The sequence below is a fragment of the Arthrobacter sp. 05T47 genome (assembly GCF_056395825.1).
Genome location: NZ_JBFTKG010000011.1, coordinates 118,263 through 144,737, shown reverse-complemented (window position 1 = coordinate 144,737; position 26,475 = coordinate 118,263). Strand labels below are relative to the sequence as shown.

Annotated in this window: 28 protein-coding genes; 9 read left to right on the top strand and 19 right to left on the bottom strand. The window is 69.0% G+C overall.

The window, feature by feature from the left end; genetic code table 11:
- From AC1DEY_RS10630 to AC1DEY_RS10590, 9 genes are all read right to left on the bottom strand, one after another.
- On the bottom strand, positions 1–1,155 hold a 1,155-nt coding region (locus AC1DEY_RS10630), incomplete at its 3' end, for a thiolase family protein (RefSeq protein WP_476867897.1).
- Positions 1,152–1,592 carry a 4-carboxymuconolactone decarboxylase gene (pcaC, locus tag AC1DEY_RS10625; RefSeq protein ID WP_476867896.1) on the bottom strand — a complete coding sequence of 147 codons (441 nt, stop codon included), beginning with the start codon at positions 1,590–1,592 and terminating at the stop codon, positions 1,152–1,154. The genes AC1DEY_RS10630 and pcaC, both read right to left, overlap by 4 nt.
- Positions 1,589–2,407, bottom strand: a complete 819-nt coding sequence (locus AC1DEY_RS10620; protein ID WP_476867895.1) for an alpha/beta fold hydrolase — start codon at positions 2,405–2,407, stop codon at positions 1,589–1,591. Before AC1DEY_RS10620 ends, pcaC begins: the two co-directional genes overlap by 4 nt.
- The gene (locus AC1DEY_RS10615) at positions 2,400–3,962 is read right to left on the bottom strand and encodes a lyase family protein (protein WP_476867894.1); all 1,563 of its coding nucleotides are present in this window, start codon (positions 3,960–3,962) and stop codon (positions 2,400–2,402) included. The genes AC1DEY_RS10620 and AC1DEY_RS10615 overlap by 8 nt, the downstream gene beginning before the upstream one ends.
- Positions 3,959–4,543, bottom strand: a complete 585-nt coding sequence (gene pcaG, locus AC1DEY_RS10610; RefSeq protein ID WP_476867893.1) for a protocatechuate 3,4-dioxygenase subunit alpha — start codon at positions 4,541–4,543, stop codon at positions 3,959–3,961. The genes AC1DEY_RS10615 and pcaG overlap by 4 nt, the downstream gene beginning before the upstream one ends.
- A gap of 7 nt (positions 4,544–4,550) precedes the next feature.
- Positions 4,551–5,447 carry a protocatechuate 3,4-dioxygenase subunit beta gene (gene pcaH, locus AC1DEY_RS10605; protein ID WP_476867892.1) on the bottom strand — a complete coding sequence of 299 codons (897 nt, stop codon included), beginning with the start codon at positions 5,445–5,447 and terminating at the stop codon, positions 4,551–4,553.
- A 42-nt stretch (positions 5,448–5,489) separates the two neighbouring features.
- Complete coding sequence (locus AC1DEY_RS10600) at positions 5,490–7,439, bottom strand: bifunctional sugar phosphate isomerase/epimerase/4-hydroxyphenylpyruvate dioxygenase family protein (RefSeq protein ID WP_476867891.1); 1,950 nt, start codon at positions 7,437–7,439, stop codon at positions 5,490–5,492.
- Entirely contained in the window at positions 7,439–8,320 is an 882-nt protein-coding gene (locus tag AC1DEY_RS10595) for a shikimate dehydrogenase (protein ID WP_476867890.1), read from the bottom strand. The genes AC1DEY_RS10600 and AC1DEY_RS10595 overlap by 1 nt, the downstream gene beginning before the upstream one ends.
- A 166-nt stretch (positions 8,321–8,486) precedes the next feature.
- Positions 8,487–9,347, bottom strand: a complete 861-nt coding sequence (locus AC1DEY_RS10590; protein ID WP_476867889.1) for an IclR family transcriptional regulator — start codon at positions 9,345–9,347, stop codon at positions 8,487–8,489.
- Positions 9,348–9,572: 225 nt separating this feature from the next.
- Here AC1DEY_RS10590 and AC1DEY_RS10585 point away from each other — a divergent pair, with 225 nt between their 5' ends.
- Entirely contained in the window at positions 9,573–10,889 is a 1,317-nt protein-coding gene (locus AC1DEY_RS10585) for an MFS transporter (RefSeq protein ID WP_476867888.1), read from the top strand.
- Positions 10,890–11,008: 119 nt separating this feature from the next.
- On the opposite strand, the gene AC1DEY_RS10580 is transcribed toward AC1DEY_RS10585, so the two are convergent.
- Entirely contained in the window at positions 11,009–12,094 is a 1,086-nt protein-coding gene (locus AC1DEY_RS10580; protein WP_476867887.1) for an ATP-dependent DNA ligase, read from the bottom strand.
- 210 nt (positions 12,095–12,304) lie between these two features.
- On the opposite strand from AC1DEY_RS10580, the gene AC1DEY_RS10575 reads away from it, so the two are divergent.
- Complete coding sequence (locus AC1DEY_RS10575; RefSeq protein ID WP_476867886.1) at positions 12,305–12,541, top strand: hypothetical protein; 237 nt, start codon at positions 12,305–12,307, stop codon at positions 12,539–12,541.
- 3 nt (positions 12,542–12,544) lie between these two features.
- Here AC1DEY_RS10575 and AC1DEY_RS10570 read toward each other — a convergent pair whose 3' ends face one another.
- From AC1DEY_RS10570 to AC1DEY_RS10560, 3 genes are all read right to left on the bottom strand, one after another.
- Positions 12,545–12,898 (bottom strand): MoaD/ThiS family protein, encoded by a 354-nt coding sequence (locus tag AC1DEY_RS10570; RefSeq protein ID WP_476867885.1) that lies wholly within the window; start codon positions 12,896–12,898, stop codon positions 12,545–12,547.
- A gap of 4 nt (positions 12,899–12,902) precedes the next feature.
- Positions 12,903–14,030, bottom strand: a complete 1,128-nt coding sequence (locus tag AC1DEY_RS10565) for a WD40/YVTN/BNR-like repeat-containing protein (protein WP_476867884.1) — start codon at positions 14,028–14,030, stop codon at positions 12,903–12,905.
- A 66-nt stretch (positions 14,031–14,096) separates the two neighbouring features.
- On the bottom strand, positions 14,097–14,309 hold the full coding sequence (locus AC1DEY_RS10560; protein WP_441409215.1) for a hypothetical protein: 213 nt from the start codon (positions 14,307–14,309) through the stop codon (positions 14,097–14,099).
- Between the two features lie 138 nt (positions 14,310–14,447).
- On the opposite strand from AC1DEY_RS10560, the gene AC1DEY_RS10555 reads away from it, so the two are divergent.
- The 4 genes from AC1DEY_RS10555 (at position 14,448) to AC1DEY_RS10540 (ending at position 18,256) form a co-directional block, all read left to right on the top strand.
- The gene (locus AC1DEY_RS10555) at positions 14,448–14,945 is read left to right on the top strand and encodes a universal stress protein (RefSeq protein WP_476867883.1); all 498 of its coding nucleotides are present in this window, start codon (positions 14,448–14,450) and stop codon (positions 14,943–14,945) included.
- A gap of 215 nt (positions 14,946–15,160) precedes the next feature.
- Positions 15,161–15,544 (top strand): metal-sensitive transcriptional regulator, encoded by a 384-nt coding sequence (locus AC1DEY_RS10550; RefSeq protein WP_476867882.1) that lies wholly within the window; start codon positions 15,161–15,163, stop codon positions 15,542–15,544.
- A gap of 67 nt (positions 15,545–15,611) precedes the next feature.
- Entirely contained in the window at positions 15,612–15,842 is a 231-nt protein-coding gene (locus AC1DEY_RS10545; protein WP_441409212.1) for a heavy-metal-associated domain-containing protein, read from the top strand.
- Between the two features lie 59 nt (positions 15,843–15,901).
- On the top strand, positions 15,902–18,256 hold the full coding sequence (locus tag AC1DEY_RS10540) for a heavy metal translocating P-type ATPase (RefSeq protein ID WP_476867881.1): 2,355 nt from the start codon (positions 15,902–15,904) through the stop codon (positions 18,254–18,256).
- 77 nt (positions 18,257–18,333) lie between these two features.
- Here the strand turns inward: AC1DEY_RS10540 and AC1DEY_RS10535 are convergent, their stop codons facing one another.
- Positions 18,334–18,606, bottom strand: a complete 273-nt coding sequence (locus tag AC1DEY_RS10535; protein ID WP_441409210.1) for a DUF2277 domain-containing protein — start codon at positions 18,604–18,606, stop codon at positions 18,334–18,336.
- Positions 18,607–18,704: 98 nt separating this feature from the next.
- Positions 18,705–19,658, bottom strand: a complete 954-nt coding sequence (locus AC1DEY_RS10530; protein WP_476867906.1) for an EamA family transporter — start codon at positions 19,656–19,658, stop codon at positions 18,705–18,707.
- Between the two features lie 228 nt (positions 19,659–19,886).
- Between AC1DEY_RS10530 and AC1DEY_RS10525 the strand changes: the two genes are divergently transcribed.
- Positions 19,887–20,429, top strand: coding sequence for a CGNR zinc finger domain-containing protein (locus AC1DEY_RS10525; protein WP_476867880.1), 543 nt, complete (start codon positions 19,887–19,889; stop codon positions 20,427–20,429).
- A gap of 70 nt (positions 20,430–20,499) precedes the next feature.
- Here AC1DEY_RS10525 and AC1DEY_RS10520 read toward each other — a convergent pair whose 3' ends face one another.
- The 3 genes from AC1DEY_RS10520 to AC1DEY_RS10510 form a co-directional block, all read right to left on the bottom strand.
- Positions 20,500–20,853 carry a hypothetical protein gene (locus tag AC1DEY_RS10520; RefSeq protein ID WP_476867879.1) on the bottom strand — a complete coding sequence of 118 codons (354 nt, stop codon included), beginning with the start codon at positions 20,851–20,853 and terminating at the stop codon, positions 20,500–20,502.
- Positions 20,854–20,937: 84 nt separating this feature from the next.
- Positions 20,938–21,531: a hypothetical protein gene (locus tag AC1DEY_RS10515; protein WP_476867878.1), complete on the bottom strand. Its 594-nt coding sequence runs from the start codon at positions 21,529–21,531 to the stop codon at positions 20,938–20,940.
- Positions 21,532–21,609: 78 nt separating this feature from the next.
- Complete coding sequence (locus AC1DEY_RS10510; protein WP_476867877.1) at positions 21,610–22,965, bottom strand: MATE family efflux transporter; 1,356 nt, start codon at positions 22,963–22,965, stop codon at positions 21,610–21,612.
- A gap of 147 nt (positions 22,966–23,112) precedes the next feature.
- Here AC1DEY_RS10510 and AC1DEY_RS10505 point away from each other — a divergent pair, with 147 nt between their 5' ends.
- Entirely contained in the window at positions 23,113–23,547 is a 435-nt protein-coding gene (locus AC1DEY_RS10505) for a DoxX family protein (RefSeq protein ID WP_476867876.1), read from the top strand.
- A 180-nt stretch (positions 23,548–23,727) separates the two neighbouring features.
- Entirely contained in the window at positions 23,728–24,702 is a 975-nt protein-coding gene (locus tag AC1DEY_RS10500) for an acyl-CoA thioesterase (RefSeq protein WP_476867875.1), read from the top strand.
- 23 nt (positions 24,703–24,725) lie between these two features.
- Here AC1DEY_RS10500 and dnaB read toward each other — a convergent pair whose 3' ends face one another.
- Positions 24,726–26,111, bottom strand: a complete 1,386-nt coding sequence (gene dnaB / locus AC1DEY_RS10495) for a replicative DNA helicase (RefSeq protein WP_390201354.1) — start codon at positions 26,109–26,111, stop codon at positions 24,726–24,728.
- Positions 26,112–26,475 lie beyond the last annotated feature (364 nt).

Sequence of the window (26,475 nt, the reverse complement as noted above, 5' to 3'; positions counted from 1 at the left end):
GCCCTGGCCGACGCCGATGCAGATCGCGGCGACGCCCCAGCGTTCGCCGGAGGCCTGCAGGCTCCGGGCCAGGGTGCCCAGGATCCGGCCGCCGGAGGCGCCGAGCGGGTGGCCCATGGCGATCGCGCCGCCGTGCCGGTTCACGATTCCCGGGTCGATGGCCCAGGCGTTGATGCAGGCCAGGGACTGCGCGGCGAAGGCCTCGTTCAGTTCGACGGCGCCCACTTGGTYCCAGCCGATCCCGGCCTTCGCGAGGGCCTTGTTGGCGGCCTCCACCGGGGCGTAGCCGAAGTACTGGGGGTCGTTGGCGTGCGCGCCGCGGCCGGCGATGCGGGCCAGCGGGTCCAGGCCGAGCAGCCCGGCGGCGGCCTCGGATCCCAGCCAGGCCGCGGAGGCGCCGTCGGAGAGCGGGGAGGCGTTCCCTGCCGTGACGGTGCCGTTTTCGGTGCGGAACACCGTCTTGAGCCCGGCGAGCTTCTCCGCCGAGGACCCGGGCCGGATGCCCTCGTCGCGGACCAGGTCCGTGCCCGGGACCGGGGCCACGAGGGTGTCGTAGAAGCCCTCGTCCCAGGCCGCTGCGGCGAGGTTGTGGGAGTTCGCGGCGAATTCGTCCTGCGCCTCGCGGGCCACGCCGTATTTCTCCGCGAGCCGTTCAGTGGCCTCGCCCAGGGAGATAGTCCAGTCCTTGGGCATGGCCGGGTTCACCAGGCGCCAGCCCAGAGTGGTGGAGGCCAGGGTCATGTCCCCGGCCGGGTAGGGCTTCTCGATCTTGGGTAGCACCCAGGGAGCCCGGGACATGGACTCGGCGCCGCCGATCAGCATCAGCTCCGCGTCGCCGGTGCTGATCTGCCGGGAGCCGATCATCGCCGCGTCCAGGGAGGAGCCGCAGAGCCGGTTGACCGTGGTGCCCGGGATCGAGACCGGCAGCCCGGCCAGCAGGGTGCCCATCCGGGCGATGTTCCGGTTCTCCTCGCCGGCGCCGTTGGCGTTGCCGAACACCACCTCGTCGATCCGTTCGACGTCGAGCTTGGGTGCCCGCTTGACGATCTCGCGGATCACGTGGGCGGCGAGATCGTCCGGGCGGACGGCGGCCAGGCCGGACCCGAACTTGCCGAAAGGCGTCCTCACGGCGTCGTAGATAAAGGCCTGGTTCATGCGTTTGTATCCATTTCTGTCTCGTCCATGGAATGGAACACCTGCTGGGCGGTCTTGAAGGCGGTGTTGGCGGAGGGTACCCCGCAGTAGATGGCGGTCTGGAGCAGGATTTCCTTGATCTCGTCCCGGCTCAGGCCGTTGGTGATGGCGGCGCGGATGTGCATGGCCAGTTCTTCCCAGTGCCCGTGGGCCACCATGGCGGTTATGGTGACGGCCGAGCGCATCTGGCGGCTGATCCCGGGCCGGGTCCAGATCCCGCCCCAAGCGATCCGGGTGATCATGTCCTGGAAGTCCTCGGTGAAGGAATCCTTGTTGGCGTTGGCGCGGTCCACGTGCGCGGCGCCCAGGACCTCGCGGCGGACCTTCATGCCGCCGTCGTAGATTTCCTGGCTGGTCGCGCCGGGCTGGACTACACCATTCCGTTCTGGGCCGGTCATGCGCCCGCTCCCTGCGACTCGGTCCAGGTGATGAGGCCCTTCAGCAGTTCGGCGATGTGGCCCGGCGCCTCAAACGGTGCCAGGTGTGCCACTCCCTCCAGGCTGACGGCCGTGGCCGTACCGCCGCCGGAGGTGATGCCGGCGGCCACCTCCTGGGCCATCGACGGCGGCGCCACCGCGTCCAGGACGCCGGCGACAACCTGGGTGGGGACGCGGATGGTGCCCAGCTGGTCCCGCACGTCGAAGCCGGCCAGGGCCTCGCAGCAGAAGGCGTAGCTGAAGCGGTCGGCGTCCCGGAGGGTGTGCAGGAGCCGGCTGCTGAGCTCCGGCTGGCTGTCCATGAATCCCGGGGCGAACCAGCGCTGCGCGGAGCCCTGGATCATGACGGGGGTTCCCTGGGTGCGCACGGTTTCGGCGCGCTCCAGCCAGCCCTCGGGGGTGCCGATCTTCGCGCCGGAGCACTGCACGGACAGGCTCTTGAGCCGGTCGCCGTGTTTGATGCCAAGCTGCAGGCCGGTGGCGCCGCCGAGGGACACCCCGGCGTAGTGGAAACGCGCACCGGGGGCGATCGAATCGACCAGGGCGATCACTGCGTCGGCGAGGTCAGCGACCGTGAAGATCTCCTGGGCCGCCGGTGAGACGCCGTGCCCGGGCAGGTCCCAGGCGACGACGTCGACGACGTCGCCCAGCGCGGCGCCGGCCTGGCTCCACACGAGGGAGGATGTTCCGAGCGAGGGGCCAACGATGAGGAGGGGCTTCTCGCCCAGCGGGCGCTGGGGCGAGAGCAGGACTGCTTTGACGGTGGGTCTAGCCACGGGAGGCTCCATTCTGGAGTTGGTGGGCGGTGGCGCGGTCATCTTCCGGTGAGGCATCTTCCGGTGAGGAATCTTCCGGTGAGGCCGGGCCGGCGGTGTATTCCGGATACGCCGCAAGGATGCGGCGCGAGATGTCAGCGGCCTGGCCCAGGTAGTTGGCCGGGTCCAGAAGCTCCTCCAGCCGGGTGTCGGTGAGCAGGTCTTCCGGGACGGCCGCGCGGAGCAGTGCCCGGTAAGTGGCCGCCYGTTCCGCGGCCGGGGCCTGGAGCGTTGCGTCCACGACGGCCTGCAGACGCTGCTTCCCGGTCCTGCCCGGCTCCGCCTCGGCGCTGTTTGCGTCCAAAAGCGGAGGCACGTCCAAAAGCGGCGCGACGGCCGCGTTGACGGCTTCGGAGAGCAGCAGCGGACCGGCGAGGTCCAGGTTGCGGCGCATCGCCGCCGGGAAGACCTGCAGCCCCTCGGCCAGTTCGCGGAGCTGGTCCGCGGCGCCGAGGGCCAGGCGCAGCAGCTGGCGCAGGGCCGACCATTCGCTGTGCCATGCGCCGTCGGGGCGTTCGTCGTTGAAATTGGCCGCCGCGAGGTGCAGCTGTGCGGCCAGGGCCGGGGACTGCAGGGCCGCGCTGCGGATCAGCACGGACAGCACGGGATTCTGCTTCTGCGGCATGGCCGAGGACACGCCCCGCCCCGCGGCGCGCGGTTCCGCGAGCTCCGCCACTTCCGGCCGGCTCAGGAACAGGACATCCGCGGCCATCTTGCCGGCGGCGTCCGTCACGGCCGCCAGGGCGTCACCGAGGGAGGTCACGGCCAGCCGGTTGGTGTGCCAGGGCGCCGGAACGGTGGCGAGGCCCAGGCGGGCGGCGAGCCGGTCCGCGAGGTCCAAAGGGGTCAGCCCGGCTCCGGCGGTCCACCCACCGGCGGTCAACAGCGTCCCGGCGGCGAGAGTCCCGGCGGCGCCTCCGGTCTGCACGGGCAGTTCGAGGGCTTCGAGCCGGCGCGCCGCGGCGGCCAGGCCGCCGAACCACTGCGCCGCCCGCAGCCCGAAGCTGTAGGGCAGCGAGTGCTGGGTCAGGCTGCGGGCCACGCACAGCGTATGCGCATGGGCCTCGGCAAGGCCGGCGAGAGCGGACGTGGCCGCCCTGAGCTCGGCGAGGAGCTCTCGCACGGCCCCTGCAGCCAGCAGCATCAGGGCCGAATCGAGCACGTCCTGGCTGGTCAGCGACGTGTGGACAGCCTGGACCGCGCCAATTCCGGCAGCGTCCAGGTCCCTGACCTGTTCCCGGAGGTCCGCGAGCAGCGGGATGACGGGGTTGCCGCCGCCCTGGGCGCGGACGGCGAGGTCCGCGACGTCGTAGCGCTGCACGTCCGCGGCGGCGGCCACCACCGCGGCGGATCCGGCCGGGACGAGCCCGGCATCCTCCAGGACCGCAGCCCAGGCGGCCTCGACGGTGAGCATGGCCGCGAGCACGGCGCAGTCACCGGTCAGCGCTGCCACGCGGGGCGACGCCGACACCGGACTCAGCAGGCCAACGTCGCCGTCGGTCTCGAAGGACGTCACTTTGAGGCGCCCGCGGCGTCGCTGAAATCCAGGAACACGGTTTCGCCCTCGCCCTGCAGGCGGATGTCCCAGCTCAGGCCGCCGTCGGGATCCCTGCGCGCGATCAGCGTCCGGCGCCGGTCCGGTTCCAGCGAGCTGAGCAGCCGGTCCTGGGCCAGGGCGGCCTCGTCCTCGGGCAGGTAGACCCTGGTGAACAGGCGGTTCATGAGGCCGCGGGCAAACACAGCCACGGCGATGAACGGTGCCACCCCGGGTTCGGTGGGGCCAGGGTTGAGGGTGGTGAACGTGAAGGTGCCGGTGTTCCCCACGGCTGAGCGGCCGAAGCCGGTGAAGGTGTAGCCGTCGCGGACCAGGGAGCCGGTACGCTGCGGGACCTTGCCGTCCGCGTCCGCCTGCCAGATCTCCAGGATTGCGTCAGGGATCGGGTGGCCTGCGCCGTCGTACACGGTGCCCTGGAGCCGGATGGATCCCGGGGAACCGGGCGGCAGGAGCTCGCGGTCCTTGGCGTAGGGCAGGGCGTAGCCGAAGAACGGCCCGACCGTCTGCCCGGGGGTGGGGGCCAGTTTGCTGGGGTTACTCATGGCGCTCCTATTCATCCTCGTCGCCTCCTGCGCCCAGGGCCTCGTTTTCGGTCCAGGTCCGCTTGGATCCGGTCAGGACGATGTCCCAGTTGTAGGCCATGGCCCATTCCGGTTTGGTCTGCTCGTGGTTGTAGGTGGCCACGAGGCGGTCGCGGGCGTCCTGGTCCACGATCGACTGGTAGATCGGATCCAGCGGGAACAGCTGGTCACCGGGGAAGTACATCTGGGTGATGATCCGCTGGGTGAATTCGGAGCCGAACAAAGAGAAATGGATGTGGGCCGGCCGCCAGGCGTTCAGGTGGTTCTTCCACGGGTAAGCGCCGGGTTTGATGGTGGTGAAGCTGTAGCTGCCATCGGCCGCCGTGATGCAGCGGCCGACGCCGGTGAAGTTGGGGTCGGTCGGCGCCGGGTGCTGGTCGCGCTTGTGGATGTAGCGGCCGGCGGAGTTTGCCTGCCAGATTTCGACGAGCTGGCCGGCGACGGGGCGGCCGTCGCCGTCGAGCACGCGGCCGGAGACCACGATGCGTTCGCCCAGCGGCTCGCCGTTGTGCGCGATGGTGAGGTCGGATTCGAGCGAATGGACGTCCATGTGCCCGAACGCGGGCGAGTACAGCTCGATCGTTTCCGGATCTGCGTGGTGCAGGCTCTTCGTCGGATGGCGCAGGACGCTGCTGCGGTAGGGCGCGTAGTCGAGCCGCGGCTGGACCTCGGCCGGGGCTCCGTCTTTAAGGGCCCGCGCGTAGGCCTCGCCGATCGCCTTCATCTCGGCGCTGAGGTCCGCCTGGGACTCCGCTGCGGCATCGAGCGGCGCGTACGTCTTTGGTGCGGCCTCCGTGGCTTCGTCGGACACGTCCTCGGTGATGGGGTCGGCATTGAATATCTCGAGGTTGATTTCTTCAGGCACAGCAGCCTCCTTTCGATGGTGTGATTGTTGTTCGGGTGGGGATCAGGAACGGCGGGTCAGTTCGTGGACATGGTCGTATTGGACGGCGTGCCGCACGGGGGCGTTCGGAGCGCCGTAGCCGTCGTAGCTGCCGCGGCGTTCCACCATTTCGAAGAACACGCTGCCCACGGTGGCGGTGTAGAAATGCAGGAATTCGCCGTCGGCGTCGCGGTCGTAAAGCAGGTTGAGCTCGCGGAGCGTCGCCAGGAATTCCGGGTCCAGCGCGAACCGGGCATCGAGGTCCTCGTAGTAGTTCGCGGGGATCTGCAGGAAATCCAGTCCGCGGTCCCGGGCGGACCGGGCCGTCGCCACGAGGTCGCCCACTGCGAATGCCACGTGTTCCTGGTAGGTGCGGCGCTGGCCCGTTCCTGGTGTGTCCGTTCCGGACGTTCCGGCGGGGGCTTCCTGCTGCAGCAGCGGCGCCAGGTTCAGCACCAGGCGGACGCCCCGGTCCTGCGTCAGCATCACCTGCGACCGGACCAGCCCGGTGGGGCTGGCCACCTCGGCATACGGCTGCGGTTCCAGCGCGAGGGCGCTGGTGTAGAACAGCACGGCCTCGTCAAAGTGCTGCCACGGCTGGGCCAGGTTCACGTGGTCGATCACGGCACCGTCACCGCCGGCTGCGGGGGCCTCCAGGCCGTCGCCGAATTCCCGGGTCCACGCCGCGGTGCCATCGGGGTTGCCCTGGCACAGGAAGATCTCGGTGGAGTCGGGGGCAGCGAACCCCTGGAATATCTCCTCGTTGGCCTGGCTCTTGCGCGGCACGGCCGGGGCCTTGAGCTGCTGGGCGCGGGCGGCGGCGATCACGGGGGAATCGACGTCGAAGCCCAACGCGGAGATCGCTGGCGGCGCTGCCGCCGTTCCGGCGGACGGCTCTTCGTTGATGACAACGCGGGCGTGGCCCATGGTCCACAATTGCACGTTCTTGGTCCGATGCCGGCCGTTGGAGGCGAAGCCGAGCTGGCCCAGCAGGGTCTCGAGCGCGGCCGTGTCCGTTGCCCTGACTTCGGCGAAGTTGAAGCCGGCGGGCTCGGCCACCCGGGGAAGCGTGGCGAGTTCCATGGGATAGCGGCGGCGGCCCGGGGCGCCTGCCGCCGGCCCTGCCACCCCGCCTGCGGCGGGGACAGGGTTTGCCTCAAGCCAGGCGGCGCTCTGTTCTTCGAGCCAGATCAGCGACCGCATCGCGTCGACGGCGGTGCGTTCGACGTCGGACTGGCGGAAGACATCGTTGAACACCTCCAGCGATACCGGGCCGGTGTAGCCGGCGCGGACCACGTGGCCCATGAACTTGGCGAGTTCGAACTGGCCCTCGCCGGGGAACACCCGGTAGTGCCGGCTCCAGGACAGCACGTCCATGGACAGCTTGGGGGCGTCGGCCACCTGGACGAAGAAGATCTTCTCCGGGTTGAAGGCCTCGATCGGCGCGGTGTCCCAGTCGCGGGAGAGGATGTGGAAGGAGTCCAGGCAGGTGCCCAGGTTGGGGTGGTCCACGAGCTCCACGAGCCGGTGGGCGTGCTCGTAGTCGTTGACGTACTTGCCCCAAGCCAGGGCCTCGTAGGCGACCTTGACGCCGTGGTCGCCCGCGAGCTCCGCGAGCCGGGAGAGCTGGGCGGCCCGGAGCTCGTCGTCGTCGATCGTGGCCGTGCCGACGTTGGAGCACAGCAGCATGGTGTCCATGCCCAGCCGGGACATGAGCCGGAACTTGGCGTCCGCGCGGCGAAGGTTGGCGGCGAGCAAGTCCTCGGGAACGCTGTCGAAGTCGCGAAACGGCTGGTAGAGGTCCAGCGTGAGGCCAAGGTCGGCGGCAAGTTTCCGGACGTCCTCCGGGCTTAGCGGGGACGTCACGAGGTCCTGTTCGAAGATTTCGATCCCGTCGAAGCCGGCCACGGCGCAGGCCTGCATTTTTTCCCGCAGGGTCCCGGCGAGGCAGACGGTGGCGATTCCGGTGCGCATCAGGCGGACACTTCTTCCGCGGCGACCAGTTCCAGGAAGTGGGAGCGCATGCGCTCGGCGTCGGCCTGGCGCCCGGTGAAGATCCGGAAGGCGTCCGCCGCCTGGCCCACGGCCATCCGGCCGCCGTCGAGCACGTCGCAGCCCTTGGCGCGGGCCTCACGCACCAACTCGGTTTCGATCGGCCGGTACACGATGTCGGCCACCCAGTGCCGGGACTGTACGAGGGACATGTCCAGTGGAACACCCGGATGGGCGGCCATACCCACTGGAGTGCAGTGCACCAGGCCGTCGGCCTGCGGCATGAGCCGCGGCAGCTCCGCCGTCGTCCGGGCGGTAACGGTCTGGTCCGGGAAGAATCCGGCGAGTTCGGCCGCCCGGTCAGCGCAGCGGGCCGGGTCGGTGTCCACGAGGTCAAGCTGGCGGACACCGGCGGTGAGCAGGGCGTAGGCGACGGCGGATCCGGCGCCGCCGGCCCCCAGCTGCACCACTCGGTCCAGGGTGGCGCCGGGGAGTCCGGAGGCCAGCGCCGCCGCGAAGCCGGAAAAGTCGGTGTTGTGGCCGATGAACCGGCCGTCGCGGATAACCACGGTGTTGACGGCGCCCAGGCGACGGGCGTCGGCGGAGACCTCGTCGAGGTAGTCGAGCACGAGCTGCTTGCAGGGGTGGGTGATGTTCAATCCGTTGAAGCCCAGGTTCCGGGCGCCGGCCAGCAGCTCCCCCACGGCTTTGCCCGGCAGGCCGAGCTCGGTCAGGTCGATGGGGCGGTAGAGGTACCGGAGGCCCTGGACGTCCCCTTCCCGTTCATGCATGTAGGGCGTGAGGGAGGGCATGACGCCGTCTCCCACGAGGCCTACGAGGAAGGACTCTGCTCGATTGCTCATCCGGTTAGCTCCTTTGACAGCGGCACTCGGCGGGCTCGGGACGCTTGCGGCGTCTCCGGCGGGCCGGTGACAGGGATTACATTACAGACTTTGTTCACATGTTGCACTGTTGTTCGAATCACGAACTTTTTGTTACAGCGGCGCCGGCTTCAGCCGGCAGCGCCCGTCACTGCTGGGGCAGCCTTGCCGACAGCTCGGCGGCGGCCGCCTGAAGCAGCGGCACGAGGGCCACGAGGGCCTCCATGCTGAGCCGAAACACCGGGACGGCCGTGGCCAGGGAGGCGAAGGCGTGCCCCTGGTCGTTGAAGACCGGGACGGCGACGGCCCGCATGCCGAGCTCGTTTTCCTCGTCCATCGTGGCGTAGCCCTGGCGCCGGATCTGCTCGATTTCCGCCCGGAATGCCTCGCGGTCCGTGATCGAGAGCGCCGTCAGCGGCTCGAGCGGCAGCTCCTCGACGAGCTGCGCGCGCGTGGCGTCGTCGGCGAACGCCACGAGCGCCTTGCCCACCGAGGTGGTGTGCAGGGCGCCGAGATGCCCGGGATCACTCGTGACCCGGAAGGTCTGCGGGCCGTCCACCTTGTTCACCGTCAGGTGATGGATGCCGTCCCGGACGGAGAGGATGGTCGCTTCGCCCGACTCCTCGGTCACGCGCCGCAGGATGGGCAGCGCCGTGCCCGCGAAGCCGTGGTGGTTGGAGACCCGCTGGCCGAGCTGGAAGACCCGCAGGCCCAGGTGGTAGCGGCGGCCGTCCGGCTCATAGTCCACAAAGCCGTCCCGGGTCAGGGAGCCGAGCAGGCGGTACGTGGTGCTGAACGGCAGCGCGGCCCGCCGCGAGATCTCCGCGGCACTGGCGCCCCGCGGTTCATCGCCCAGGAGGACCAGCAGACCCAGGGCCTTGCCCACCATGTCCGTCCGCGAGTCGTCCTTGGCGGCTTTGGCCGGTTTTGCAGCGGCTTCCGGCTCGGCGGCGGCCTGCTCGAGGGATCCGGAAACGGCGGCCGTATCTGTGGCTTGATTCACACTCATGTATCGATGTTCCCACATAGTGAGAGCTATTTCTAGATGGTGATTATTTTTCTTGACAAGTGACTGCGCTCACAGTCATGATTGCTACATCGCACAAGTAGCTTCCACCATGTGGCTACTAGTCCGGGTCTTTCCACGGACCTCCGGTTGCACCACACTTAAACCAGTGGCAGCCGAGACCTTCCTGATCCATCCGCGACAACGTCGTCACACCAAAGGAACACCATGAGCCACACAGTCCCGTCCACGACGCCGGGTACCGTCACAGGAGGGACGCCGAAGAAGGCGGCCCTTGCCAGCTTCCTGGGCAGCGCCGTCGAGTATTACGACTTCTTCATCTTCGGTTCCGCAGCGGCACTGATCTTCCCGCACGTGTTCTTCCCTGATGCGGACACCAACGCGGCCATCATGTCCTTCGCTACCTTCGGCTTCGCCTACGTGGCCCGTCCGGTCGGCGCCGTCGTCCTTGGCCACTTCGGGGACCGGGTGGGCCGCCGAAAGGTCCTGATGTTCACGCTGCTGCTGATGGGAGCCTCCACGTTCGTTATCGGCTGCCTTCCGGACTTCAAGACGGTCGGCTGGTGGGCTCCGGCGCTGCTGGTGCTGGCCCGGCTTTGCCAGGGCCTGTCCGCAGCCGGCGAGCAGGCCGGCGCGTCGTCCATGACGCTCGAGCACGCCCCGGACGGCCGCCGCTCCTTCTTCACCTCCTGGACCCTGACCGGAACCCAGGGCGGCCAGATCCTCGCCGCCCTCGTCTTCATCCCCGTCCTGGCCCTGCCCGACGAGATCAAGTACACCATCGGCTGGCGCATCCCGTTCTGGCTCAGCGCCGTGGTTGTGCTGATCGCGTTCTTCATCCGCCGCACCCTGCATGAGCCGCCGGCGTTCGAGGAAGCCAGGAAGACCGCGCAGATCTCCAAGCTCCCGGTTGCCGACCTCCTCAAGGACCACTGGCGCGATGTCCTCCGCGTCATCGCCTGCGCCTTCATCGCCGCCGTGTCCACCGTTTTCGGCACACTCGCCATCAGCTACGCCAAGAACGTCGCCGGCGTGGACGGCACCACCACGCTCTGGCTCGTGGTGGGCGCCAACTTCATGGCCCTGGGCACCCAGCCGCTCTTCGGCATGCTCGCGGACAAGATCGGCCGCAAGCCGGTCTTCATCTACGGCGCACTGTCCAGTGCGGTCCTGACCCCGGTATTCCTGCTGAGCCTCGAATCCGGCAGCGTCCCCCTGATGTTCCTCGCGGCAGTCGGGTTCTTCTCCTTCGGCTACGCTGCAGCCAACGCGGTCTGGCCCTCCTTCTACGCCGAAATGTTCAGCACCAACGTCCGCTTCTCCGGCCTCGCGATCGGCACCCAGCTGGGCTTCCTGATGGCCGGGTTCGCCCCGGCGATCGTTGCGGCCATGGGCGGCATCCAGCCCGGCGGCTGGGTCCAGATCAGCATCTTCACCGGCATCATCTGCCTGATTGCCACGGTTGCGGCCCTGACAGCCAAGGAAACCTTCAAGGTCCCCACCCGGGAGCTCGGCCAGCACTAGTTTCCCGCCCGGCGCAGCCGGCAGTTCCGCACCGTACGACGGCGGCCCGTCCCTTCTGGGGCGGGCCGCCGCCTGTTTTTGGGGTTGCCGGCGCTTTGGGTCTCGCCGCCGCCCGGGCGTCAGGGAGTGGCGCCGAGCACCGCGGCGAGATCGAACTTCACCGGCTCCTCCAGCTGGCCGTAAGTGCAGGAGCGGGGTTCCCGGTCCGGACGCCAGCGGACGAACTGCGCGGTGTGGCGGAACCGCTCGCCCTCCATGTGGTCGTACTTCACTTCCACCACGCGCTCGGGCCGGAGCGGGGTGAAGGACAGGTCCTTGCTGCCGCTCCACCGGCTCCCCTCGGCGTTCCGCGGCGTCCGCGCACCGTCCTCCTGCCGGGCCCAGGCCCAGGGGTGGTCCTCGAACCCGGTGACCAGCTCCTGCAGCTCGGCAAACAACCCCTGGCGCCGCGCCATCGGGAAGGCGCCCACCACCCCGACACTTGCCAGCACCCCCGCGTCGTCGTAGAGCCCCAGCAGCAACGAACCGATCCGTTCAGGGCCCGACGTGTGCACCCGGTAGCCGGCGAGCACGCAATCGGCGGTGCGCTCGTGCTTGACCTTGACCATGGCGCGCTTGTCCGGCTGGTACGTGCCCTCCAGCGTCTTGGCCACAATGCCGTCGAGTCCGGCGCCCTCGAACTGCCGGAACCAGCGCTGCGCCGTGTCCCGGTCTGGCGTGGCGGCCGTGACGTGGACGGGGGCCGCGCTTGCCGCCAGGGCGCGTTCGAGTTCACTCCGGCGCTCGGCAAAGGGTTTGCCCGTCAGGTCCTCATCCCCCAGGGCCAGCAGGTCGAAGGCCACGAACCGCGCCGGGGTCTGCTGCGCGAGCAGCTTCACGCGGCTTGCCGCCGGATGGATGCGCTGCTGCAGCGCATCGAAGTCGAGCCGGTCCCCGGAGGCCGCCACCAGGATGATCTCGCCGTCCACCACGCAGCGCTCCGGCAGCTCTGCTTTCAGCGCCTCGACGAGCTCGGGGAAGTAGCGCGTCATCGGTTTGCCGTTGCGGCTGCCGATCTCCACCTCGTCCCCGTCACGGAAGATGATCGAGCGGAAGCCGTCCCATTTCGGCTCGAACAGCCAGCCCGTTCCGGCGTCCGTCGCCGGCAGGGCGGGGAGTGCTTTGGCCAGCATGGGCGCAATGGGAGGCATCAACGGCAGTCGCATAGCGCCCATTCTTGCGCCGCGGACCCGGTACCGCCAGCCCCGGGGGCGGGGATTCCTCGCGCGCCAGGGGTCAAGGCAGGGCGGGTAACCGCGGCGCCGTCGAAAACTAACCCGCCCCTTACCGTGCTGAAACGCCGACGCAACATTGGCGCAGGACACTGGAAGTGCCGGCAAGAGCAGGCACCAGCTCCAGTCCAGGAGGCCCCCGCCATGTTGAAGGAAGCCAAAGCCCATGTGACCCGTATCCGTGCCCTCGACCAGCTGCACCGCGGCGATGAGATCGAGGCCCGCCTCAGCGTGGGCCCTAACTACGACGACGTCGTGATCCGCCGCGGCCGCGTCCAGGAAACGGCCCCCGGAATCGGCGTCGTCTGGATCATGGACCGCCATACCGGCATGCGCAAGGCCATCAACACGGACGAATGCACCGTCTGGCGGGTTGCCTGAGGCTCAGCCTCCCGCCACTGACTGGATGATGAGGACTTCCTGGCCCGGGGCCACGGCAGTCACCAGGCCCTGCAGCCGCCGGATCTCATTCCCGTTGACGTATATATTCACGTAGCGGCGAACTGTTCCGGTCTCGTCCCGCAACCGCCGCGACAGCGCGGGGTAGTCCCCGGTCACGGTATCCAGCAACCACTCCACCGTCACCGCAGCCTCCGCGGGCGCAGTCAGGATGGACTGCCCGCCGGCCAGCGGCTGGAGAACGCTGGGCAGGACCACACTGATCGCGGACCCGGCAGGCACGGATTCGCCGTTGGCCGTGCCGCCGTTATTGCCCTCGCCGTCCATGCGCTTGTTCATCCCGTCACGGTTGCGCCGGTACGAGGGCCGCGGAAACCACGGCCGCGCGAACGCACAGCACGTCCGGAAGGTGCGAGGCGATTTCGGCGAAGTGTTCCCCCTCGTCAGCGCTGGCGTAGACACTCCCGCCCCGCGTCCCGAAGTAGACACCCGTGGGCTCGGCTTGGTCGACGCTGGCAGCATCGCGCAGCACAACGTTGTATTCGGCCCCGGGGAGCCCGGCGTCGAGCCGCTTCCAGCTGGCGCCGGCGTCATCCGTCCGGTGCACGGCCAACTTGCCGTCCGGCGGAATTCGCTCACCGTCTGCCTTCAGCGGGATCACCCAGGCCGTGCCGGACCGGCGCGGATGCGTCAGCATCACAAAGCCGAAGTCCGCCGGCAGCCCTTCGGCGATTGATACCCATGACTCGCCGCCGTCGTCGCTGCGGTAGACGCCGTGGTGGTTTTGCGCGTACAGGCGTCCGTCGTCGGCGGCGTCGGCCGCGATCTTGTGGACGCACTGGCCGAATTCCGGGTTGGGATCCGGCATGAAGTAGGCGGAGATCCCCTTGTTGCGCGGCTCCCAGGAGGCGCCGCCGTCGAGCGAGCGGTAGACCCCTCCCGTGCTCATGGCCACGTGGACCTTCTCGCCCGTGGGGTCCACGACAATCGAGTGCGCCGCGGCACCGCCGTAGCCTGCACCCCATTCGCTGCGGTGCGGATGGTCCCAGAGGCCGCGGTTAAGCTCGAAGTGCTCGCCGCCGTCGGTCGATTTCCAGACGGAGATCGGCTCGCAGCCTGCCCACACGACGCCCGGGCGGGACTCGGCGTCGGGGTGGATCTGCCAGATCCGTTCCAGGGCGGCGTCCGTGCCGTCGGGGAACGTGATGGCGCCGTTTTCGGGCTCGCTCCAGGTTCCGCCCAGGTCATCGGAGTGGAAAACCGTGGGACCCCAATGCTCGGAGCGGACCCCCACCAGGATCCGGGTCCTGCCATCGCGGGTGTCGATGCCGATGCTGGGCACCTCGTTCATGAGGAAGTGCGGCCCGGACAGGAACCAGTCCTTCCGGTCCGGGCTGGTGGCCAGCCAAAGGCCTTTTTTGGTCCCGATCGCCAGGACATAACTCTCTGCAGCAGTAGCCATGCCACCCATGCAACCATCCAGGCCCGAAGGCCGCAATGGTTTTATGCCGGCGCCACCGGCGCCGGCGCACCGGTGTCAGTCGACGAACTCCGACTGCGTCTCGATGAAGTCCCAATCCGCCGTCGTCAAGAGCACGGCGACTTCGGCGGACGATTCCGCGGGACTGGGCCCGCCGGCGTCGGCGATACCGCGCAGCACGGCCTCCGGCAGTTCGATGGTCCGGAGATTCTCCCGGAGCCATTCCTTGCTCGCCAAATCCAGATCCAACCACCACATGTAGATCTCCACGGGGGCCTCCTCCATCCTGTTTCTTCAACCGTAGGCCCCGGCCCCGGGGTGTTCAAGGGGCGCGCCTGCGCCGTCCCGGGCTGCGGGAACGGGAAGTAAGCCCCTGTTCAGGGCAGTGCCCCGGCGCCAGAATGAAGTATGTCTGAGAACTCCGGCAACAGCCCGGCGCCCCTTGTGGTGGGCGTGGTACCGGGGCAGCATCCCGAGGTGCTGCAGACGGCGGCATTCCTTGCCAAGAGCCTCGCCGCGCCCCTGATCTTCGCGTACGTGGACGAGGCAAGCTACCTCGTGGAATGGGACCCGGCGCGGTCCGCGCACCGCTTGTCGCTGCACCCGGACGCGGACAACGCCCGGATCCGGGAGACCACCCAGGAGTTGCGTTCCACCCTCGAGGCAGGCTGCGCAGACCTGGGAATCGAGTGGAGCCTGCGGACCCTGGCCGGGGATCCCGCGCGGGCGATCGGCAGGCTGTCCGCGGACGTCAACGCGCGCATGATCGTGGTGGGTACCCCCGAGCGCGGCATGGGCCACCGCATTTCCGCGGCCCTCAACGGCTCCGTGGCGGCGTGGTTGAGCCACCATCAGGAGCGTCCGATCCTGGTGGTCCCGGCGGCCGTTCCGGCGGGAAGAAAATAAAGCGAAAGTACTTATTCGGAGCGCTGGCGTTATCCCACTACCGCCGAGTAAGCTCGATGTGTAGGCCGGATGAGCCGCCTACCCCAAAGCTGCTCCGGAGTGCGTATCCCCCAATAACGCACTCCGGAGCTCTTTAACGTGCGCATCGCCCCGGCTTTTGCGCCGGCTCCTCCCCGGACCTTGAAACATACCCCTAGGGGGTATAGGTTGGGGGCATGAGCGAGTCAGAAGTTCCGCCGTCGGATTCAGCGACCTTGGATACAGCACCCTTGGATTCAGCGACCTTGGATTCAGCACCCCAGGAGCAGCACGGCTACACCTCCAACAAAGACGCCTACCTGCGCCGGCTCAAGCGAATCGAAGGGCAGGTCCGCGGCATCGCCCGGATGGTTGACGAGGACAAGTACTGCATCGACATCCTCACCCAGGTTGCCGCCGTCAACAAGGCCCTGCATGCCGTGAGCCTGGGGCTCGTCGAGGAGCACATCGGCCACTGCGTTGTCGGCGCCGCCGCCGAGCCGGATCCGGAGCTGCGGGCTGAGGCCATCGATTTCAAAGTCAAGGAAGCCACCGATGCCATCGGGCGCCTCCTGCGCTAGGACCTGCACCACCCACTACACCACCGGGCCGGGAGTCCATCCCCCGCCCAGCGACAAGGAGCACGCCATGGCCACCGTTTCCACTACCGTCAACGTTTCAGGCATGACCTGCGGCCACTGCGTGTCCTCCGTCAGCGAAGAACTCGAGGCGCTCTCCGGCGTCGAAAAGGTCGACGTCGACCTCAACGCCGGCGGCATCTCCACCGTCACGATCACCTCCAGCGAATCACTCTCGAACTCCGAGATCGGCGAGGCCGTCGCAGAGGCCGGCTACCTCGTGGTCGCCAGCGAGGCCTGACCGCCGCTCCCGGCAACGGCCGGCACAGCCAGGGAATCCAACAGAATCAGGAAGGCGCCGTGAGCAGGGAGCAGTTGTTGGACCAAGCCGGAAGCCGCGTCATTGACCTCGATATCGAGGGCATGACCTGTGCCTCCTGCGTCAACCGGGTCGAGCGCAAGCTCGGAAAGCTCGGCGGCGTCGAAGCCAGCGTCAACCTGCCCCTGGAGTCCGCCCGTGTCACGGTCCCGGCGGATATTTCCGACGAGCAAATCACCGCCACGGTTGCGGCCGCGGGTTACAAGGCCACCGTCAGGCCCTCCAGGTTCCCGGGCATGATGGCGGAGCCCACAGAACGCGCCGGCAGCGGTCTCGACGCTGGTCCCACAGCTGGTATCGAAGCTGGTCTCGAAGCTGGCGCCGCGGCTGGGGACCACCCGGCGTCGAACGCAGCCGCCAAACTCCGCCCGCGGCTCATCGTGGCGGCTGTGCTCACCGTCCCGGTGTTCGCGATCTCGATGATCCCGGCGTTGCGGTTCCCGGACTGGGGCTGGGTGGCCGCCGCCCTCGCCCTCCCGGTGGTCGCCTGGGCGGCGTGGCCGTTTCACCGGGCCGCGGCCATCAACGCCCGGCACCTGGCCTCGACCATGGACACACTGGTTTCCATCGGCGTGATTTCCGCCTATGCGTTCTCCGTCGGCCAGCTCCTTGCCGACCCGGGCATGACCGCACACCCGGCAGCGGAGGGCATGGGCTCCGGCGGCCTCTACTTCGAGGTCGCCTCCGTGGTCACCACCTTCCTGCTGCTGGGCCGCTACCTGGAGGCCACGGCCAAACTGAAGGCCGGCGACGCCCTCCGGGCCCTGCTCAGCCTCGGCGCCAAGGATGCCACCGTGCTGCGTGAGGGCCGCGAGGAGAAGATCCCCGCCGGGCAGCTGATGGTCGGAGACGTGCTCGTGGTCCGCCCGGGCGAGAAGATCGGCACGGACGGCGTGGTCCTGGACGGCTCCTCGGCCGTGGACGCCTCCCTGGTGACCGGAGAATCGGTGCCGGTGGAAGTCGGCCCGGGCAGCCAGGTCACCGGGGCCACCATCAACACCTCCGGCCGCCTCCTGGTCCGCGCCACCCGCGTCGGGTCTGAAACCACCCTGGCCCAGATGGGACGGCTTGTATCCGCGGCGCAGACCGGGAAGGCACCCATCGCCCGGCTCGCGGACCGCATCAGCGCGGTCTTCGTCCCCGTCGTCCTGGTGATCGCGGCCCTCACCTTCGGAGCCTGGCTGCTCGCCGCCGCGCCCGCCGGTGGCCCCGACGGGGTCCGCGCCGCCTTCACCGCCGCGGTAGCGGTCCTGGTCATCGCCTGCCCCTGCGCCCTGGGACTGGCCACGCCGGTGGGCCTGCTGGCGGGAACCGGCCGCGGCGCCCAGCTGGGCATCCTCATCAAGGGCCCGCAGGTCCTCGAGGACACCCGGACCGTGGATACCATCCTGCTGGACAAGACCGGCACCGTCACCACCGGCCGCCTTGCCGTGGAGGGTATCGAGGGCTTCGGAACGCACACCGAAGCCGAAGTCCTGCGCCTTGCCGGAGCGGTGGAACACGCCTCCGAGCACCCGATCGCCCGCGCCATCGCGGCCGCGGCACTGGCCGTGGAGCCGGGGCACGACGGCGCCGGCCCGGCCGCCGTCGCCGGCTTCCGGTCCGCGCCCGGCGGCGGGGTCCTGGGCACCGTGGAGGGCCGGCTGGTCGCCGCGGGGCGCACCGGCTGGCTGCTGGACAACGGCATCACGCCGTCCCCGGCACAGCAGGAGGCGTTCGCCGCCGCCGAAGACTCCGGCGCCACGGCCATCTGGGTCGCCGTGGACGGCGAACCCGCCGGAATCATCCGGCTGCGCGACACCCTCAAACCCGGCTCCCGGGCCGCGGTGGACCGGCTCCGCCAGCTGGGGCTGAGGCCCCTCCTGCTGACCGGGGACAACGCCGCGGTGGCCGCCCAGGTCGCTGCCGCCGTCGGAATCCCTCCGGAGGACGTGTTTGCCGGCGTGCTGCCCGAAGGCAAAGTCGAGGCCGTGAAGAGGCTGCAGGCCGCGGGCGCCACCGTGGCGGTGGCCGGCGACGGGGTCAACGACGCCGCGGCGCTGGCCCAGGCGGACTTGGGGGTGGCCATGGGCTCCGGGGCGGATGTTGCCATTGAAGCGGCGGACCTGACGGTCATGGGCAACGATCTGGGGCACGTGGCGCAGGCAATCGAACTTTCGCGCCGAACGCTGTCCACCATCAAGGCCAACCTCTTCTGGGCCTTCTTCTACAACGCCGTGGGCATTCCCGTGGCGGCCCTGGGGCTCCTGAACCCGATGATCGCCGGGGCAGCCATGGCCGCGAGCTCGGTGCTGGTGGTGGCCAACTCGCTGAGGCTGCGCAGCTTCGGCAGGTAGGCCGGCGCACAGGGGTCCGGCCTTCGTAGGCCGCGCCGTCGGGCCGTCCAATCAGGTCGCGCCGTCAGGCCGCGGCCTCAAGCCGCCCCGAAGCGGACGGCAGCCCTGGCTTTGGCCTTGGCGGCTTCCTCATCGCGGTCCCTGGCCGGAGCGTGGGTCACCAGGGCGTCGAGCAGGTGCTGCGTCGCGTGCGCGATCTCATGCACAGCCCGGTTGAAGGCCTCTTCATTGGCCTTGGACGGCTTGGTGCTGCCACTGATCTTGCGGACATATTGCAGCGCGGCGGCCTCCACCTCGGCGGTGGTCGCGTGCGGCTCAAAATTGTGGAGGGTCCGGATATTTCGGCACATATCCCCATGGTAAGTGCCTTCGCGTCCGGGAACGAGGGTCCCGGGAGCAAAAAGCGGCACCCGGCGGGCAAGGCCTGCCGGGTGCCGCAATGCGTGGCTTAGGGCACCGGCTCGCAGTCGTTCGCGTGGTCCAGCGCCGCCGCACTGGTGCCCGCCGGGGCCCGGAGCTCGTCCAGCCGGACCAGCACCACGCCGCCGACGATCAGCAGCCCGCCCAGGAGCTGGATGGGTCCGGGCAGTTCGCCGAGCAGCAGCCACGCCCAGATCACGGCGAACAGCACTTCGGTGAGCGAGACAAAGGACGCCACTTTCGAACCGAGCGCCCGCGCGGCGACAATTCCGGACACGTACGCCACCACAGTGGCCAGGACCACGAGGCCGCCCAGCGCCACCCACCACGGGGTGACCCAGGGTCCCAGGCGGGTGTCGGCGGTGCTGAAGGCCATCGGCAGCAGCCCGGTTGCCGCGGTCAGCCACATGACAACCGCACCCACCATGAGCCCGCCCGAGGCCAGGACAATGGGCGGGAGCGTGTCGTTTTCCTTGGCGGTGATGAAGAAGTAGATCGCGAGGCAGACGGCTGCTGCGATCCCCCACAGCACGCCGATGACGTCGATCTTCACGGCTCCCGTGAGGTCCAGGACCAGGACCAGCCCGCCGAGGGACAGGAGGGTTCCCGCGATGGTCAGCGGCCGGGGCCGTTTCCGGCTGGCGGCCCACAGCCAGAGCACAATGAGCACCGGTGCGAGATACTCCAGCAGCAAGGCGACGCCGACCGAGAGCCGGGACACGGCGTTGAAGTAGAACAGCTGGCAGGCGGCGACGCCGATGAATCCGAACAGCAGCACGGTCAGCCAGTTGTCGCGGAGCTGGTGCCAGCGCCCGCGCAGGGCGAAAACGGCGGGGACGGCCAGAATCAGCGCCGCGCCGGTGAGCCGGGCCGTGACCGCCGCTCCGGGTGTCCAGCCCGTTTCCAGAAGAGCCTTGGCGAAAGATCCGGAGAGCCCGAACACCGCGGAGGAAAACAAGGCGACGCCCAGGCCCGAGGCCATGAATCCGGACGAGGCGCCGGCCCGGCCGGCAGGCTGCGGGGTGTCCTGTTTGGTGCCCTGCTGGCGGTCCCGCGTGACGCCGGCCGGTTCGGAGGCAGCCCGCTGGGCGGCAAGGTCTCGTACCGGGGCGGCGGCGGAGCGCTGGGGGGCAGACACGGGCATTCTCCTGTCAGGAGTAAAGTAGGGTTATGGTCATGACGTTACGCCCCGGCGAGGTAAGGAGTCAAGATGGTTTTTGCCCCTGACACGGAAGTTGCCCTGCGTTCTGTGGTCAACCTCATAAACACCGCCGCCAACGGTGAGGAACATCTGGCCACCGGCAAGGACCTGGACGACTTCCTGGAGGCCGAGGGGTTCACCGGCTCCCGGACCCGGGACGAGGCGGAGCTGGCCAGCGTGCGGCACCTGCGCAACGAGCTCGCCGAGCTCTGGCTGGCGGACGAGGCCACGGCCGCGGAGACCGTGAACCGCCTGCTACGGGAGGCCCGGGCGCTGCCCCATCTGGTCAAGCATGATCCCTGGGACTGGCACCTGCACGCCACGACGCCGGAGGCCCCCCTGGCCGACCGGATGAGCACGGAGGCGGCCATGGCGATCGTCGATGTGATCCGCAGCAAGGAAATGGACCGTCTGCTGGTGTGCGCGGCGGACGACTGCGACGCCGTCGTACTGGATCTGAGCCGGAACCGCTCGAAGCGCTACTGCGACACGGGAAACTGCGCCAACCGCGCCCACGTGGCCGCGTACCGGGCCCGGAAAGCCGCGTCCTGACAGCGGCCGCGGGCCATTCTTTTCATGATCAGGACCGCGGGGTTAGGGCTGGGAAGTCAAGGCTGCGGGCTTAGGCCTGCGGGCCGCCGTCGCGGGTATCGGCGGGGCCCGCCTCGGGACGGGACTGCCCGCCGCGGCCGGAGGGCGTCCGCTTGGAACTGAGGTTGACGCCCGAGCCCTTCCCCAGGTCCGCGGGGTTGTCCTTGTGGCTCATCGCGAGCATGGCCGCCACCACCAGGATCACTATGAAGGCGATCCCGGCGCCGATGAGTGCCAGGTCGAAGCGGGGCGAGCGGGCGCTGCCGCCCGAGGCGAAGATCAGGACGCCGAAGAACACCACCACGGCCCAGAACGCGGAGAACATGAGCGGTCCCTTGACCGAGGTCCGCAGGCTGCGGGGCGCTCCGGGTTTCTGCTGTGCCAAGGTGATTTCCTCCTGCAGCCCGCGCGGGGAGGCGTGGCTGTCTTGTTACCGCAATTGTTCTACGCCGGGTAGAACCTGTCGGTACTAGTTTACGGCCTTTGCGGAATCGCCCCGAGCATCGTGCCGCAGGGTCAAGCCGGACAGCATCCAGAGGACGCCGCTGATGATGGCTCCGCCGCCCGCAACGCCGAGGAGGGCGTGCGGGCCCAGGCCGATGAAGAACGGCAGCGCGATCGCAGTGCCCAGTCCGATGACGCCGGAGGTGATCCAGTCGCGGGCCAGCACGGACCGGCCGCGGCCGAGGATGCCGGCGAACAGCTCAGCAGCGCCGGCCACGCCCAGGCCCAACGCGGCGATTGTTCCAAAGATGAGGGAGGCGGGAATCAGGGCCACGGCCGCTCCCGCGCCCGCCAGGGCTGCCCCGCCGGCGGAGAGGATCCGGCCGGCACCTTCCCGCGGGGAGTACCCGGTCTTGGGCACGGTCCAGATGATGACCACACCGGTGGCCAGCAGGTAGAGGCCGCCGGCCCAGCCCATGCCCGCCTCGGGCGGTGCGGCCCAGAACACGGTTACGGCGCCGAACACGAGCGCAACGGCGGCCCGGACAAGGACGGGCTTCCATAGGTCGGCCGCGGCGCGGATGGCAGGGGTCGCGTCAGGCGCTGCGGGAAGAGTCACCCGTCCAGTTTAGTGCGAAGCCGCCCCGGCGCGCGCCGGGGCGGGCGGCATCTGCCGGCACCCGGGGGCCTTTCCGGCTCAGCGCGCGCCGAGGACCATCCATTTCTCCGTCCTGGCCCGGAGGCCCAGCGTCAGCGCGCGTGCCGCCATGTAGCCCAGGGAGAAGGCCGCCCACAGCCAGAGCAGGCCCGCGCCGGTACCGGCGCCGGGATTCCGCACTGCCAGCAGCAGCGGCAGGTAGGCCGCGAGATTGACGACGCCGGCGATCGCCAGATAGCGGGCGTCGCCCGCCCCGATGAGGACGCCGTCGAGGACAAAGACGTATCCGGCGAGGGGCTGCCCGGCGGCGAGCACCCACAGGGCGAGCGTCAGCGCCGCCCGGACGTCGGCGTCGGAGGTGAAGAGTGCGCCCGCCCACGGCGCCGCCACCGCGAGGAGGATCCCGGTCAGGACGCCGAAGCCGATCCCCCACCGGGTCATGGTGCGGGTCAGCGCGCGGGCCGCCGCGGGCCGGGCCGCGCCAAGTTCTTTGCCGATCAGCGCCTGGGCCGCAATCGCGAGGGCGTCCAGGGCGAAGGCGAAGAATGTGAAGATGGTCATGGCCAGCTGGTGCGCCGCGAGGTTGACCGGACCCTGCGCGGTGACCACCACGACGGTGGCGAGGATCGCGATGCGCAGGCTGAGCGTGCGCAGCATCAGCCAGGAGCCCACCCGGGTCAGGGCCCGGATGCCGTGCCAGTCCGGCCGCAGGGGCACCCCGTGGTGGCGGGCATTGCGCCGGACGATCAGCACGTAGACGGCCGCCATGGCCCATTGTGCGATGCTGGTGCCGATCGCCGAGCCGGCGACTGAGAGCTGGAGCCCGTAGACCAGGAGGAAGTTCAGCGCGATGTTCAGGGTGAACCCGGCGGCGGCGACGATCAACGGGGTCCGGGTGTCCTGCAGCCCGCGCAGCACTCCGGTGCCCGCGAAGATCAGCAGCATCGCGACGAGTCCGGGCATCGAGGCGCGCAGGTAGTCCACCGCGAACGCCAGCACTTCGCCGCGGGCGCCCATCAATTCCAGGAGCGGCCCGGCGGACAGGAAGCCCGCCACGGCGAGGACGATTCCGAGCAGCAGGGCCAGCCAGACGCCGTCGCGGCCGGCCGCGAGGGCCTTGGGCAGTTGGCCGTTGCCGATCGCGCGCGCCACGGCCGGGGTGGTGGAGTAGGCGAGGAAGACCATGAGGCCCACCACCGTATGCAGCACCGCGGAGGCCAGCCCGACGCCGGCGAGCTGCGCCACGCCGAGGTGGCCGACGATCGCCGAATCGGCCAGCAGGAACAGCGGTTCGGCGATCAGGGCGCCGAAAGCGGGGACGGCAAGGCGCAGGATTTCCCGGTTCCGGCTCGCGGCGGCCGGCAGGGTGGCGGAGGTCGGGGACAAGGCGGGCACGGATCCACCCTAGCGGCACTCCCGGCGTCATACATTTCCATATTAGTTGACATTTCAACTAAAACTCGGGAAGACTTGATCCTGAACGCAACCGAAGTCGCGGCGGAACACAGCCGCGGCGCCTCCTCTTACGAAACGGTATTTCCCATGAACCAGCCCGCCCTCACCACCTCGGCCCGCACCATCCTGCGCCTCGTCACCGGATTCCTCTTCGCCGCCCACGGCTGGCAGAAGTTCTACGAATTCACCATTCCCGGCACCCAGGCCGCGTTCACCCAGATGGGTGTCCCCGCGGCACAGGTTGCCGCACCGGTGGTCGCGACCCTGGAACTGGCCGGCGGCATCGCCCTGATCCYGGGCGTCCTGACCCGCGTGTTCGCCGTTCTGCTCGCCGTGGACATGCTGGGCGCCCTGTTCCTGGTCCACGCCTCCGCCGGAGTGTTCGCCGCCACCGGCGGCTACGAACTGGTGCTGCTGCTGGCCGCCGCAGCCCTGGCCGTGGCCCTCGTCGGCGCGGGCAAGGTCTCCGTAGACAAGGTGCTGTTCGGCCGCGCCAGCTCCAGGCTCGGCGTCCTGGCCTAGTCCCCCCGCTTCCCCAGGCACACTTCTTCAGCGCACTTCTTCAACGCATATATTCAGCTACGGCGGGCGGTCACCTTAAGGTGGCCGCCCGCCGTCGTATGTCATCGGGTTATGGCGTCCCGGACAGCGATTGTGTCGCCGGTCCGCGGCACCTGCCGGGCCCTTCAGTAAACTCACAGCATGAGCGAGAATGCGCCCAATGCCGTGACCCTGCGCTTCCTGGCGGCCCCCACCGATGTCGGCCACAGCGGCTCGGTGGACGCCGGCACCGTGCTCGAGTGGGTGGACAAGGCGGCCTATGCCGCCGCCGTCGGCTGGTCCAAGTCCTACTGCGTGACGGCCTATGTGGGGAACATCCACTTCGCGGACCCTGTCAACAGCGGGGACATGGTGGAGGTCGAGGCCACCATCGTCTATACCGGACGGTCCTCGATGCACATCCGCACGGTCGTGTCCTCGGGCGATCCGAAGGGCGGCCCTGCCACCATGCGCAGCCAGTGCATCGTGATCTTCGTGGCCGTGGGCGCCGACGGCAAGCCCATCCCGGTGCCGCAGTTTGAACCGGTGACGGGCGAAGAAATCGAACAGCGGGATAACGCGCTGGCCCGGATCAAGGTCCGCGAGGACATCGTGGAGGCCATGAGCGGCCAGGAATATACCGACGCCGGCACTGCAGAGCAGGTGGTGCTGCGGTTCATGGCGGCGCCGACGGACGTGAACTGGGGCGGCAAGGTCCACGGCGGCATCGTGATGAAGTGGATCGATGAGGCCGCCTACGTCTGTGCCTCCCGCTACTGCGGGAAGGACACCGTGGCCGTGTTTTCCGGCGGCGTGCGGTTCTACCGGCCGCTGCTGATCGGCGACGTCGTGGAGGTGGAGGCCCGCCTGGTCTACACCGGCACGAAGGGGATGCACATCGCCGTCCATGTCCGCTCGGGGGACCCCAAGGGGCGCGAACTGAACCTCACCACCTACTGCCTGACCGTCATGGTGGCCCGCGACGAAGCCGGCACCTCGGTCCCGGTTCCGCAGTGGGTGCCGGTCTCCGCCGAGGACACGCGGCTCCACGCCCACGCCCGCGAACTGCTGGAAATCCGCGGCCGGGCGCCAGGGAACCGGCTGCCCAACCACCTGCTCGCGGCCGGCGAGGGCTAGGGCAGGCTGAGGGTTAGGGCGGGCTAGAAGCCGCCGCCCCCGCCGGCGTCGGCCGCCATGTTGGCGAACCGCGAGTAGTGGCCCTGGAAGGCCACAACAATGTCCTTTGTGGGACCGTTACGGTGCTTGGCGATCAGAATGTCCGCCTCGCCGGCGCGCGGGGACTCCTTGTCGTAGACGTCTTCGCGGTGCAGCAGGATCACCATGTCGGCGTCCTGCTCGATGGAGCCGGATTCGCGCAGGTCCGAGACCATGGGGCGCTTGTCCTGGCGCTGCTCGGAGCCACGGTTCAGCTGCGACAGCGCGATCACGGGGACCTGGAGTTCCTTGGCGAGCAGCTTCAGGGCTCGGGAGAACTCGGAGACTTCCTGCTGGCGGGATTCGACCTTCTTGCCCGAGCTCATGAGCTGCAGGTAGTCCAGGATCACGAGCTTGAGGTCATGTTGCTGCTTGAGCCGCCGGCACTTGGCCCGGATTTCCATGAGCGACATGTTGGGGCTGTCATCGATGAACAGCGGGGCATCGTTCATGCGGCCCATGGTGGTGGCAATCTTGGACCACTGCTCGTCCTTGATGGTGCCCTTGCGGAGGTCCTGGAGACCGATGGTCGCCTCGGCGGACAGCAGGCGCATCGCGATCTCGTTGCGGCCCATTTCGAGGGAAAACATGACTGTGGCCAGGTTGTTCTTGATGGCGGCCGAACGGGCGAAGTCGAGGGCGAACGTGGATTTACCGACAGCCGGGCGGGCGGCGATGACGATCATCTGGCCGGGGTGCAGGCCATGGGTCAGCTCATCGAGCTCGTAGAAACCGGTGGGGACGCCCACCATGCCCTCGCCGCGGTGCCCCGAGGCTTCGATCTCGTCCACCGTGGACTCCATGACGTCCTTGAGGACCACGTAGTCCTCGGCGGTGCGGCGTTCGGCGACGGCGTAGACCTCGGCCTGGGCCTGGTTGACGAGGTCTTCTACCTCGCCGTCCTGTCCGTAGCCGAGCTGGACAATCTTGGTGCCGGCGTTGACCAGCCTGCGGAGCACGGCCCGTTCGGCCACGATTTCGGCGTAGTAGCCGGCGTTTGCAGCGGTGGGAACGGTCTGGATGAGCTCGTGCAGATAGGCCGGGCCACCGATCCGGTTGATCTCGCCGCGCTTGGTCAGCTCGTCCGAGACCGTCACGGCGTCCGCGGGCTCGCCGCGGCCGTAGAGGTCGATGATCGCCTCGTAGATGGTTTCGTGGGCCGGACGGTAGAAGTCCTGGCCACGCAGGATCTCGACGACGTCGGCAATCGCGTCCTTGGACAGCATCATGCCGCCCAGGACTGACTGCTCCGCGGGAATGTCCTGCGGGGGCTTGCGGCTGCCCTCGGCTCCCCGCGTACCCTCGACTGAGTCCAGATGCGTAACTGACAAAACTGCGTCCTCCATAGTGAGCCGTGGCGGATATCCGTTCGCCGCGGCGCGTAAGCGCTGTGCCTCGAGGCCCAGCCGCTGTGATGCCAAACTGCGTTGGTGCTGAACTGCGGTGACACCGACCGGCGGTGACGCCCAACTGCGGTGACGCCCAACTGCGGTAATGCCAAACTGCGGTGACGCCCAGCGGCAAACCCGGCGCATGCCGGCCGCTCAATTCTTATCAGTCAGCTCCGACAGTTCCCGCCGGTCCGCCGCACCGCCGTTATCCACAGCGCTGGTGCGGCTGCAGAGCCACCGGGATCCGGGGATGGGTTCCTTGCGGGCACCACCCGGCGGCCACAGGATTTTCCGCTTCCAAGGC